This window comes from Burkholderia sp. MSMB1459WGS, from assembly GCF_001534535.1.
In the GTDB taxonomy this organism is placed as follows: Bacteria; Pseudomonadota; Gammaproteobacteria; order Burkholderiales; family Burkholderiaceae; genus Burkholderia.
In genome coordinates, this window is record NZ_LPMU01000059.1 from 132,798 (window position 1) to 145,430 (window position 12,633).

Genomic DNA, 12,633 nt, shown 5'->3' on the forward strand with positions numbered 1-12,633 from the left:
CGCTCACGCGTCGCGCAGCGCGCGGCGCACGATCTTGCCGGTGGCGGTCATCGGCAGGCTGTCGACGAACGCGATCGCGCGCGGATACTCGTGCGCGGCGAGTCGCGTGCGCACGTGTTCCTGCAGCGCGCTCACGAGCGCAGCGTCGCCGGCGTGGCCGGGGTTCAGCACGACGAACGCCTTGACGATTTCGGTGCGCGTCGCGTCGGGCACGCCGACGACGGCCGCCATTCGCACCGCCGGATGCGTGAGCAGGCAATCCTCGATCGGGCCCGGGCCGATCCGGTAACCGGCGCTCGTGATTACGTCGTCGTCGCGGCCGACGAAGCGCACGAAACCGTCGGCATCGATCGTGCCCGTATCGCCGGTGAGCAGGTAGTCGCCCGCGAACTTGTCGCGCGTCGCGCCGGGGTTGCGCCAGTATTCGAGAAACATCACCGGATCGGGGCGGCGCACCGCGATGCGGCCTTCGACGCCGGGCGGCAGTGGCGCGCCCTCAGCGTCGACGATCGCGACCGCATGGCCGGGCACCGCCTTGCCGATCGCGCCGGGCTGCGCATCGAACAGCGCCGCGCACGACGACAGCACCATGTTGCACTCGGTCTGCCCGTAGAACTCGTTGATCGTCACGCCGAGCGCGTCGCGGCCCCACGCCGTCAATTCGGTGCCGAGCGATTCGCCGCCGCTTGCGACCGATTTCAGCGACAACGCGTAGCGTTCGCGCGGCGCCGCGACGGCGCGCATCAGCTTCAGCGCGGTGGGCGGCAGAAACGCGTGGGTGACGCCGTGCCGCGCCATCAGCGCGAACGCCGCGTCGCCGTCGAATTTCTCGAAGCGGCGCGCGAGTACCGGCACGCCGTGATGCCATGACGGCAGCAGCACGTCGAGCAGCCCGCCGATCCATGCCCAGTCGGCGGGCGTCCAGAACAGGCGTGCGTCGCGCGGGAAGCACTGCTGCGACATCTCGACGCCCGGCAGGTGGCCGAGCAGCACGCGATGCGCGTGTAGCGCGCCTTTCGGCTTGCCCGTCGTGCCGGACGTATAGATGATCACGGCCGGATCGTCGGCGGCCGTGTCGGCCGGCACGAAGTCCGGCGATTCGGCGGCGAGCGCCGCGTCATAGCGAAGCACGCCCGGCGCATCGGGCGCATCGTCGCCGATGCAGTAGACGGTTTGCAGTGCCGGCAGCCGTGCGCGCAGCGGCGCGATCTTCGCGTAGCCGGCCGCGTCGGTGACGAGCGTGGAGGCTTCGCTGTTCGCGAGCCGGTACTCGAGCGCATCGACGCCGAACAGCGTGAAGAGCGGCACGGCGATCGCGCCGAACTTGTACGCGGCGAGATGGGCGATCGCCGTTTCGGGGCCCTGCCCGAGAAAGATGCCGATCCGGTCGCCGCGCCGCAGGCCGGCGCGCGCAAAGCTGTTCGCGAGCCGGTTAGAAGCATTCTTCAGGTCGTCGAACGTGATGCGGGAGACGTCGCCTTGCGCCGTTTCGTGGATCAGCGCGAGGCGTCCGCTGCCGTCGGCCCATTTGTCGCACACGTCCACGCCGATGTTGTAATGCGTCGGAATGTCCCAGTGGAAGCGGGAGATGAGGTGGTCGTAGCGGTCGGCGGCGGGCAGCATCGCATGGTCTCCCGGATGTCGGCGTGGCGTCGGGTGAACGGCTTACATCAGGATTTCACGCAGACGAATTCACAATGGTGTTCGCTGATAGGGAATGTTCTGACTCGTCCAACAGTTACGGCTCAGTGCACGATTCCACAATGACGCATAAGATCAAGACAAAACAGTGGTGTGACCATGGATTTGCTTCTGATAGCTGCGGGGTTCAGCCTGATCGGAATCGGTGTGCTGGTGGCGTTCGCTCGTCATGTCGATCCGTTGTCCGGCCGTTTCACCGGACGTCTGCGCAAGCGCTGACTCGATTTTTTCCGTTTTCGCCGTGACGGCACGCGATGCGCGCCGGCGTCGCGTGTCGTCCATCGCGCGCTCAGCGCGCCGGCAGGTAGCGTGACGGATCGATCGAGCGGCCGCCATAGCGCAACTCGAAATGCAGCGCGACGCGATCGCTGTCGCTGTTGCCCATCTCGGCAATCGATTGCCCTTGCGTGACCGACTGGCCTTCCTTCACCAGCAACGCGCGGTTGTGCGCGTAGGCCGTCAGGTAATCGGCGTTGTGCTTCAGGATGATCAGGTTGCCGTAGCCGCGCAACCCGTTACCGGCATAGACCACGACACCCGGTGCGGCCGCGACCACGGGCGTGCCCGGCGAATTCGCGATGTCGATGCCCTTCGATTTCGAACCGTCGAACGTGCGCACCACGTTGCCGGCCGCCGGCCAGATCAGCGCAATGCTCGTGGCCGGTTTCACGGCCGATTCGACTGGCGCGGAAGGGGCCGGCCGCGCGCGGCCCGCGCTGCCGGTGCCGGTGGTCGATGGCGTCGATGCGGTGGTCGTGCCGGGCGGCGGTGCGACGCGCAGCACCTGGCCGACTTCGATCGCATCGGGGTTCGTCATCTGGTTCCAGCGCACGATGCTCTGTACCGACGTGCGGTTTTCACGCGCGATCTTGTAGAGCGTGTCGCCACGCTCGACGCGATAGAACCCGGGGCCGACGGGCGCGGAGCCGCACGCGACGAGCAGGGCGGCGCAGGCGGCTGCGAAGAGTCGCTTCGTTGTTGTTCCGAACATTGAACCTCGCAAAACCCTGCCGCGCGTGACGCGGCAGGCAACACAAAACGTCCGATTTTAACGGGTTCGACCCGCGCACCGCAGTTTCGGTCGCAGGCGGGCCGCCGCGCCCCGGTTCGATGCGTGCCGAATCAGCCGGCGAGCGGGGCGACGCGGATCCGCAGCGTGGCCGTTTCGGTCGCGCCCGGTGCGAGCATGCGCAGCCCGAGGCCGTTGTGGATCGCATCGGGCAGGCCGAGCCACGGCTCGACGCAATAGAAGTCCGAATCCGGCTTTTCGGTCCACGTCGTGACCGCATACCACGGGATCGAGCCCGGCACGTCCAGCGCGATCTCGATCGTGCGACGGCGGCCCGGCATCACGATGCGCACCGGCGCGGACGGCTCGCCGTCGAGACAGTGGAAACGATCGAGGATGTCCGGATTGTCAAGGCGGTAACGGGCTTCGCCTTGTTCGAGCGGGCTGATCGAGCCGTCCGCGCGCTGTTGGCAACGGCGGGTCGGCGGCAGCTCGAGGAGGGTGTCGGCCCGCTCGTCGTGCGGCAGCGCGAAGTAGAAATGGTGGCCGGCGTAATAGGGTAGTGGCGTGTCGCCGCGATTGGCGGTCGTCAGCGCGACTTCCAGCGTATGCGCGTCGGCCAGCCGGTAGGTCGTTTCGAACCGGAAATCGAACGGGTAGCTCGCGTGCAGCGCGTCGTTCGCGTCGAGCGTCATCGTTAGCGCGGCGCCGTCGGTCGACGGCTGCGCGTCGAACGGCAGGTCGCGCGCAAAACCGTGCATCGGCAGATCGCGAACCACGCCGGCGGCGTCGCGCCAGCGACCGATTTCACCGTCGACGCGGTGGCGGCCGAGGAACGGAAACAGCAGCGGATTGCCGCCGCGCACGCGGGCGAGGTTGTTCCAATCGGCGGTTTCCGGCCAGAAGATCACCGGTTCGCCATCGACGTGCCAGGACAGCAGACGGCCGCCGAATTGCGGAGCGACCCGGGCGAGCGACGGGCCGGCGTGAAGTTCGTGAATGTCGTGTTGCTGGAAGGTGGGCATGGCGAATCGGGTTGGAAGTGACTGGAGCAACGTGCGTTCCATTATCGGGCCGCGGGCGGTCGGGGAAAACCCTTCTCGGGAAATTGCGAGTTTTTAACGCCGTCGACGGTCTGGATAATGCCTCTAAACCGGTGATGTTGCCGGGTCATGACACTTCGCGGAGGGGGCCATGGATCTGGCAATGGCAATGGGAATCGCACTGTTCGGCATGTTTACCGGCAGCACGGTATTATTTTTCTATCAGCTCGGCCGCTGACGGCAATTTCTGCCGAAGCCTACAAGCCCGCCATGCAAATGGCGGGCTTTGTGCTTTCTGAGCGCTTACAAATTGCAAGCGTTTGTGTGCATTGCCGCAATATCCTGCCAAATGCCTTGGCGCAGTAATCCTGCCTCGGCATAATCGGGGCGCGTTTTTCAGGACGCGCATCGCGTCGTCCGCCTTCCTTCCCGCTTAATCTTCACTAAAAGGACCGACGCGTGAGCCTCTGGTTTCTGGTATTCCTGAGCGTCCTGCAGGGCGTTACCGAACTCTTCCCCGTCAGCAGTCTTGGCCATACGCTGCTCGTGCCGGCGCTGTTCGGCATGCACATCGACAAGCACGCGCCGCAACTGCTGCCCTTTCTCGTCGCGCTCCACCTCGGCACCGCGCTGGCGCTGCTGTGGTACTTCCGCGCGCGCTGGATCGCGCTGATCGGCGGCTTCTTCGCGCAGCTCGGCGGCCGCAAGAACGACGACGGGCACCTGATGTGGGCGCTGATCATCGGCACGATTCCGACCGGCATCGTCGGGCTGCTGCTCGAGAAGCGCATCGAACGCGTGTTTCACGATCTGCGGATTGTCGCGATCGCGCTGATCGTCAATGGCGTGTTGCTGTGGCTCGGCGATCGTATTCAGCGCAGCCGCGCACATCGGCCGCCCGAGAAGATGACGTTCAAGCAGGCGTTCTTCGTGGGCCTCGCGCAGATCGGCGCACTGATTCCGGGCTTCTCGCGCAGCGGGTTGACGATGATCGCCGGCAACGCGGCCGGGCTGACGGCGGAGAAGGCGGCGGAATTCTCGTTCCTGCTCGGCACGCCGATCATCTTCGCCGCGGGCGTGCTCGAATTGCCGAAGCTGTTCCATGCGCGCGATCAGCTCGCCGATGCGCTGCTCGGCGGCGTGCTGACGGCGATCGCCGCGTACCTAAGCGTGCGGTTCCTGATGCGCTATTTCGAAGGGCGCGGCCGGCTCGCGTCGTTCGGCGTGTATTGTGTGATCGCCGGCGTGTTCTGCCTCGGCTGGTTCATGCTGCATCCGCAGCCGGTTTGACGCCGCGGGCGCCGGTCTCGCGTGATCCGGCGCAATGATCGGGTATAATTTCGGGCTCGGCTTCGTGTCGGGCCCGTTTTGTTTCGGGGGTTTGAGTGGTTGTGGTTGTGGTTGCGGGCGGTATTGCCGCTGCTCGTCGCTCAAAAGCCCGATGCTCCAATGCGGTCCGCGTCAGGCCGTGTCTTTTCTCCCTCGACCGCCCTTAGCTCAGTTGGATAGAGCAACGGCCTTCTAAGCCGTAGGTCACACGTTCGAATCGTGTAGGGCGGGCCAGTCAAATCAAGTGCTTGCGTGCCTGTTCGCCAGTCCTCATCTCGCCCAAAATTCTTTGTGTAACCGCTGTGTAACCAGATTGCGTCTACGTCAACCGAGGCAAATCTCATGCTGACGCCACTCGCGAGCGATGCAGGCGAGCCTGCGATTGCCTTTGTGGTAAGCGGGTGTCTCGGCTAGGTGTGCAATATGGCTCTTGCGATGAGCTGTCTGTAAACGGCTGGCTTGTGCCGAGGCAGAGGTCGAGTGCTATCAGAATCTGAGAAATCGACCCAACGTTAGCTTGAGGTTGCATTCGTTCATAACCGTGCGCGACGCCCGGTTAGAATCGCTGCGTCTACCCATGAGCACGGTACCGATTGAAAGATCGGCGTGACCATCTGAAACGCGTATGGCCATGGAACCCGAGGATCTTCTACCGCATTTTGAGCGTGAGTTGGGTCTGCTGCGCCGCTCGACGCGTGCGTTCGCCGAGCTTTACCCCAAAATCGCGGCTCGTCTTGCGATGTCCGGTGAGCACTCGGATGACCCACACGTCGAACGGCTGCTGCAATCGTTCGCGTTGATGTGCGCTCGGCACGACATCCGACTCGAAGATGAGGTGCCAGAGTTTACTCACGCGTTGATTGCCGCAATCCACGGACCGTTGCTGCGGCCGTTTCCATCTTGTGCGATGGCCCAATTTCGCGTGAATCGAGACAGCAAGCAGACCGAGCCGCGAATAGTTCCACGCGGCACCCAATTGGTGGCGCCGAATAGCCGCCTGGTGTTCCGCACTGCCGCCGACGTCACGTTGGTGCCGGTGACCGTTTCCGCTGTACGTTACGCGACGTCGACCGTCGCGCCGATGCAAACGACACTGCCTTCCGACGCGACGGGGATTTTGTCTTTCACCCTTGAGCTCTCGGCACCGTCAGCCCAGTTCTCCATCGCTCCAGATATGCTGCGGTTGCACTTGGCGGGGGAGAGGGAGGTGGTGGCTGCGCTCGCCGACGGCGTGCTGATCCATGCCACGCGTGCCTTCGTTGAACTGGACGGCAACGGGCGCTGGCGTCGGGTGGAAATGCCGCTGGCGGCCGCAGGTTTCGACGATGCCGACGCGCTGCTTCCGCCGCCTCGCGACAACGCGATTGCTCCGTTTCATCTGTTGATGGAGTACGGCGCGTTTCCCGCTCGATTTGACAACCTCGATCTGGATTTTGCGCGGTTGAAACGGTTGGCGGGCGGTGCGCGCCGGATCACGTTGCATTTGGCCCTTGCCGGCGTCCACCCCGACTCACGTCGCGCTCAACGGCTGAGCGCAGCGTCGGCCGACAATCTCCGGCTGTTTTGCACACCAGTCGTCAACTTGTTCTCGAGCAATGCGGAGCCAATCGAAACGAAGGCTGGGCAAGCGTACTATGCGCTGAAACCGTTTTCGCTGAAGGCCGCAGCCACGACCGAGATCTGGTCAGTTGATCAGGTCCGTATAACGACCGCCCAGGGTGCCGCGCTTCTGCCGCCATTCGAATCCTTGCAGCACGCGCTTGGCGCAGCGCCAGGCCCGTATTGGGTTGTTTTGCGCGACGAAGCCCGGCGTGCGCCGAAGCCGCCTTCCGAGCCCGGCAAGACGGGACAGGAAGCGCTGCGCGGACAGGCAACTGGAGCGCGCGCAGACGGATTGCGTGGCTTGGAGCTCGCGCTTGTGAACGCTCGCGGCGAGCCCGTCGATCCGGCTGCGCAACGCCAACTCGACATCGTGCTGTCTTGCACAAATGGCAACTTGGCGGACATGCGCGAGCGCCAGTTAGCCGTGCGCGATGGGGACTCTGGTGACGAGATCGAGATGTTGGCTCAGCCCAGTGCAAGTCCCGCGCCGATTCTCCGCCGCGGCGACCTGTGGGAACTGCTGTCGTGGCTGGTTCCGCAGGCAGCACGGCTGAACGCCGAAGGCCTCAATGAGTTCAAGCGCTTGTGCACCCGCTTCGGCATGTCCGCGCCCGACGCCGGCCGGAGATTCGACGCGCTCGTGTCGCTCTCGACTGAATGGGTGCGGCGCTGGATGCCAGGCAAGCCGGCTTCAGCGTTCGTCCAAGGATTGGAGGTCAGGCTCGTGATCGACGAGCAGCGTTTCGTCCAATTCAGTCTCGCCGGATTGGGGCGCGTGATGGATCGACTATTTTCCCCGTACGTTCCAGTCACCAGCTTCGTGCAAATCGTATTGGTCTCGGCAGAGACCGGTGCGGTACTGCGACGCGGTGAACCGTGCGGCGGTTCCCAACCGCTAATTTGATTGGCGGGTGGAAAGGGTATCAGTAGGGAAATTGCAAAGGAATTTCAGGTATCTTTCGTTGGCAAACGTTTTGTCCTACAGTAGCGGGGCCTCAAGCTGGTGAGCCAATTGAGGACAGAACCTGAGACGAAAATAAAGGGAATTCAAATGAGTTTCGCCCCGAATGGCGGTATTCCGGCCAGTTCCGGCGGGAATCTGTTGGGCTCGCTGAGCGCGCTTGGCGGCCTTGCCGGGCCGGTCGCATCCACGGTGGCAGGCCAGATTGGCCCGCTCGCCGGCGTCGCGAGTCATATCGACACCGTGCAACGCGCGGTTCAACTTGCGCAGACCGGCTTCTCGCTAATGAACAAAACGCCGGCAGCGATTGCGGACGCGCTCAACAATGCGGCTGGCGGCGTTGCTCGACTGACTCAGCTAAATCGATACGTGACCATTGACTCGCCGCTTGGTCCGGACGTGCTGCTGGTCAGCACCGCGGTCATTGATGAACACGTCAATCGATTGCCGGAAATCCACCTCGATTTGCTGTCGCACCAACATGATCTGGTGCCCGATCAGCTGATCGGGCAACCGATCAAGATTCGATTCGACCAAAGCGCCCGGCAATCCACGCTCGAGCGCATCGTCTCGTCAGGCGGGGCCGACAGCATTCGCTACTTCGACGGATACGTCACATCGTTCGACCGGGCGGGCAACCCGGGCAAGGTGACGCAATATCAAATGACGGTGGCGCCGTGGTTCTGGTTTCTGACGCGTTCGACGGACTGCCGGATTTTCCAGAACAAGACCGCTCAGGACATCCTCACCGAGATTTTCCAGGATCACGGGTTCACCGATTTCGAGTTCGACATCCGGACCGCGCAGAAGCCGCTCGAATACATCGTGATGTACCAAGAGTCCTATTACAACTTCTGTGCGCGTCTGATGGAGCAGGAAGGCCTGATCTGGACGCACCGCTACGAGAAGGAAAAGCACTTCCTCGTCATCGGCGATACGAATTTCGTTTTTCGCCCGATCGACGGGCTGGCCAACTTGCCTTATGCCGCCAGCGCGGCGAGTGAAGACAACGGTATCGACCAGTTGCATGAAGGCCGGCGTTTCGGTGTCGGCAAGATCGCTTTTCGCGACTTCAATCACCAGAACCCCTCGTCGCCGCTGATGCTGGCGCAGGCCGAGCCGGAGAATCTCCGCCATGCGGGTCTCGAGACGACGGAGCGGTTCGAACACCAGTCGTTGTTCGACCACGGCGATGACGGCGACCGTTACGCCCGCATCGCGATGCAGGCCGAAGAGGCGAGTGCACATCGCTATACGGGTAGCGGCTACGCGTGGCGGATGACAACTGCGGGCAGCGTGACGGTGACGAACCATCCGGTCATGGCCAACAATCAGGAATACGCCATCCTGCACGTTCGTCACGAGGCCGTGAACGACTACACGGAACACAACGCAAAACTTCCGTACCGCAACACATTTTCTCTGCTCCCGAAGAAGTTTCCGTATCGTTCGGCCAGGAATACCCCAAAGCCCGTCATTCACGGCACGCAGTCGGCTATTGTGGTCGGCCCAAAGGGCGAAGAAATTCACACGAACGGCAGTGCCGTGAAGGTGCACTTCCTGTGGGACCGTCGCGGCAAGTTGGACGGATCGGATTCGATGTGGATCCGTGTGTCCCAACCTTGGGCGGGCGACGGGTGGGGGGCGGCCGCCATCCCACGGATCAATCAGGAAGTCTTGGTCGCGTTTAATCAAGGGGACCCCGACAATCCGGTCATCGTGGGCCGCGTCTACAACGGCGAGCAGGGCAACCCTTATCACGGGGCTGCCGGGCAGACGATGGGGATCAAGAGCCAGACGCACAAGGGCACCGGCTCTAACGAACTGCGGTTCTCCGACGTGAACGGCGCGCAAGAGGTCTTTCTGCACGCGCAGAAGGACATGAACACGGTCATCAAGGATTCGGAGACGCATACGGTCGAAGCCGGCGGACGCACGGTGTCGCTGCTCAAGGGCAGCGAGACGAAGCAGATCGCGCAGGGTGGATTGAAGGAAACCATTGCGCTGACTCGCGACACGACGGCGAACGTGATCAATACCAAGGCCATCGCGAGCAAGGCCGGGCCCGGAATGCAAAGCCATCAGGCGAGCGACGGCATCGAGCATCGTGTTGGCGATGGCGTCGTGACGATGACGCCGGACAGCATCAAGCTGACCTTCGGTCCGTCAACGATCGTCATCAACGCGAACGGCATCTATCTCGACGGGCCGGTCATCCATCTGAATCGCGGCAGTGCGCAGTCCGCGGAACAGGCGCTCGCGCTCGAGTGGGCGGCGGAGCAGGCGACGATCGCGAAGGGGCTGGCGAGCCCCGATCCGGCGACGCGCGCGGCGGCGGCCAAGCTGGCGAGTTCGCTGAAGGCGCAGCAACTCGCGAAACTCGCGGATCACGTGTATCACCCGAACGATCCGCCGCCGACCGGGTGGAAGATGGCGACCAACGATCCGGAAGCGTTGAAGGCTTTCGGGCTCAAGCCGAGCGACTTCGAGAAAAGCGGTAGTAACTTCGGATCGCAGATGTACATCCCGGATCCGAATGTCTTCGGCGACAGCATGAAGCCGACGGTCGCGTTCAAGGGGACACAGCAGCTCTTCGGCGAAGACATGAGCAACAATATGGCGCAGGGGCTCGGCGCCGATGCGCCGTATTACCGCAATGCGGTCACGATCGGCAAGAACATCGAGACCACGGGCGCGTCGGCCGGCGTCGATTTCACCGGGCATTCGCTCGGCGGTGGCCTGGCGTCCGCTGCAGCCGAGGCCAGCGGCGGTTCGGCTGTGACCTTCAATGCGGCTGGCCTCAATCCGGAGACCGTCGCGCAATACGGCGGGACCGCTCAGCCGGCCAACATCACGGCCTACCGCGTCGACGGCGATATCCTGACCGGCCTGCAGGAAGGCCGGCTCGGGCCGATCAGCGACGGTACGGCGGCGCTGATGCCCAAGGCGGTTGGCAGCCCCGTCACGCTCGACGGTGAGAGTGTGACCACGGTCGGCCGTCACCTGATGGGTGACGTGACGAACGGGATCAACCAGCAGGTCGCGAAAGATCAACTCGACCTGGTCTCCCAACTGAATTCATCTCACTGATGCGATATAAAAAAGCGATAACCGCCGGCGCGATTGCTGCACTCGTTGGAGTGTCCTCGCCGCTCTGGTGGCCCACTCAAGCCCAAGGGACGAACATGACTGGCTTCAAGCGATACGCACCTGAAGATTTCTTTTCGGGGCAGCAACTCACGTTGGCGCAGGCCATTCATGACGGCGATCTCAGCCGCGTCCAGCAGCTCGCGCCGAAGACAGATCTGAATGCGCCGGGCGCGAAGAATACGACGCTGCTGTCGTATGCCGTGCAGGAAATCGTTCCGGTCAAGAATGACGCGTCCAATCCGCGCTACCAGATCATCTCGGTGCTCGTGAAGAACGGCGCGGACCCCAAGGCGCCGGTCGGTGCCAGCGGCGGATCGGTGGTCGACGTCGCATTGCGGGCCGATACGCCCAACCTTCTGCGCGTGTTGTTGAACAGCGGGCTCGATCCCAACTGGCAGTACAACGGCGACACACCGATGATCTTCGCGGTTGCAGAGAACCGGCTGCTGCCTCAGCTGAAGCTGCTGATCGAGCACAAGGCGAACGTGAATGCTCGCGATTCGCTCGGAAAGACGGCACTCTTCGAGGCGACGATGATTCAGCAGTGGGATGTCGTCGACTACTTGCTCTCGCACGGCGCGGATCCGAAGATTGCCAGCCAGCTCGGCGTGTCGTACGGCTGGGTGCTGCAGAACGAGTTGAAGAATCATACGACCTCGGATTCGCCGGCGCGTGCGCGCATCGAAGAGATTCGCCGCAAGATCGTAACGGCCGGCGCGCCGTGGCCGCCGCTCGATCCGAAGGCGCAACGCGCAGCGATGCGCGCTCGCGGCGAGAAGGTTGTGACACCGGCCGGCCAGACGGATTGAACGCACGCGTGATGGCTGTAGCGACGTCCAATGGATTCGGGAAATGTTGAACGCTTTTGATTCGACGCCGCGTATCAGGCGAGAGACGGTTCTCGGCGTATCCGGGGCGCTGTACCTCCTCTCGCTGACTTTGCCTGCGATGCATTTCGAAAAGGAAGCGTCGCTCAGTGGGCTGTCGGTTCTGGCCCAGGGCTGGTGGGGACTGTTCATGCTCAATCCAGCATGGCTGGCCAATCCGCTCTACGTTGCCGCGGCCGTCCAGCTCGCTCGGAGCCGATATACCCGCGCGAGCCAGCTTTCTGCCGCTGCGCTCGCGTGTGCGCTCTGTTCACTGCTCACGACGAAGTGGTACTTCAACGAAGCAGATGCGACGCCGATATCCGGCTACGGCGTTGCGTTTTACGCGTGGCTCGTCGCACATGTCGTATTGCTAGCGGGCAGCTTGCACTTGCGCCGGGAAAGCGCGGTCGCGCTGCAAGGAAAATGAGTGGTGGCGCGAGTGGGCGCTTATTTCCACTCATTCCAACAACTACACATCACGAGAGAACCAGCATGACGGATTCCGAAAACCGTATCCGGATTCACGAAGGCAGCATCGTTCTGCCGAACGGTTTCGAGGATCGCACGACCAACCTGTTCGTGCCGGCCGATACAGCCGCACAGCCGAACCTCAGTGTCGCACGCGACTGGCTGAAGGACGGAGAGACCCTTGCGCCGTATATCGATCGGCAGATCGCGCTGCTCAAATCGAGGTTGCAGGGACATCGGGTGCTTTCGCGCCAGGCTGAACGGCTTGGGCCTGAAACTGATGGAATGCCTGGGGAGCGTATCGACGCCGCCTATAGGAACGGTCCGAAGACCGTTTTTCAACGGCAAGGCGCATTCATCGTTGCCCCAGGACGCGTGCTGATCTTTACCGCGTCGAGCGCGAAGAGCTTCGGCGAAACGCTCGATGCATTGTGGCGCAACTGGCTCGACGGCTACCGTCCTGCAGAACAAGAGTCGGCATAACAACAGCAAAGGACAATC

At 63.0% G+C, this 12,633-nt stretch carries 9 protein-coding genes and 1 tRNA gene; 7 read left to right on the forward strand and 3 right to left on the reverse strand.

From position 1 onward, the window contains the following. Window positions 1-3 precede the first annotated feature (3 nt). From WT97_RS21985 to WT97_RS21995, 3 genes are all read right to left on the reverse strand, one after another. Window positions 4-1,623 (reverse strand): acyl-CoA synthetase, encoded by a 1,620-nt coding sequence (locus WT97_RS21985; RefSeq protein ID WP_060354413.1) that lies wholly within the window; start codon window positions 1,621-1,623, stop codon window positions 4-6. Window positions 1,624-1,990: 367 nt separating this feature from the next. Continuing rightward, window positions 1,991-2,692, reverse strand: a complete 702-nt coding sequence (locus WT97_RS21990; RefSeq protein ID WP_012328258.1) for a peptidoglycan DD-metalloendopeptidase family protein — start codon at window positions 2,690-2,692, stop codon at window positions 1,991-1,993. 131 nt (window positions 2,693-2,823) lie between these two features. Then, the gene (locus tag WT97_RS21995; protein ID WP_060354414.1) at window positions 2,824-3,735 is read right to left on the reverse strand and encodes an aldose epimerase; all 912 of its coding nucleotides are present in this window, start codon (window positions 3,733-3,735) and stop codon (window positions 2,824-2,826) included. 477 nt (window positions 3,736-4,212) lie between these two features. Between WT97_RS21995 and WT97_RS22000 the strand changes: the two genes are divergently transcribed. The 7 genes from WT97_RS22000 to WT97_RS22030 all read left to right on the forward strand — a co-directional run bounded on the left by WT97_RS22000 (window position 4,213) and on the right by WT97_RS22030 (window position 12,615). Beyond that, window positions 4,213-5,043 (forward strand): undecaprenyl-diphosphate phosphatase, encoded by an 831-nt coding sequence (locus tag WT97_RS22000; protein WP_034206973.1) that lies wholly within the window; start codon window positions 4,213-4,215, stop codon window positions 5,041-5,043. A 196-nt stretch (window positions 5,044-5,239) separates the two neighbouring features. After that, a tRNA-Arg gene (locus WT97_RS22005) sits at window positions 5,240-5,316 on the forward strand. A gap of 397 nt (window positions 5,317-5,713) precedes the next feature. After that, window positions 5,714-7,588 (forward strand): type VI secretion system baseplate subunit TssF, encoded by a 1,875-nt coding sequence (gene tssF / locus WT97_RS22010; RefSeq protein WP_257128547.1) that lies wholly within the window; start codon window positions 5,714-5,716, stop codon window positions 7,586-7,588. Between the two features lie 147 nt (window positions 7,589-7,735). Continuing rightward, the gene (locus tag WT97_RS22015; RefSeq protein ID WP_060354416.1) at window positions 7,736-10,735 is read left to right on the forward strand and encodes a type VI secretion system Vgr family protein; all 3,000 of its coding nucleotides are present in this window, start codon (window positions 7,736-7,738) and stop codon (window positions 10,733-10,735) included. Next, a complete protein-coding gene (locus tag WT97_RS22020) occupies window positions 10,735-11,604 on the forward strand; it encodes an ankyrin repeat domain-containing protein (RefSeq protein WP_059498775.1) in 870 nt (289 codons plus the stop codon). The genes WT97_RS22015 and WT97_RS22020 overlap by 1 nt, the downstream gene beginning before the upstream one ends. Before the next feature lie 43 nt (window positions 11,605-11,647). Further along, on the forward strand, window positions 11,648-12,091 hold the full coding sequence (locus tag WT97_RS22025; RefSeq protein WP_060354417.1) for a hypothetical protein: 444 nt from the start codon (window positions 11,648-11,650) through the stop codon (window positions 12,089-12,091). A 65-nt stretch (window positions 12,092-12,156) separates the two neighbouring features. Next, window positions 12,157-12,615, forward strand: coding sequence for a DUF1795 domain-containing protein (locus WT97_RS22030; RefSeq protein ID WP_006482386.1), 459 nt, complete (start codon window positions 12,157-12,159; stop codon window positions 12,613-12,615). Window positions 12,616-12,633: the final 18 nt, after the last annotated feature.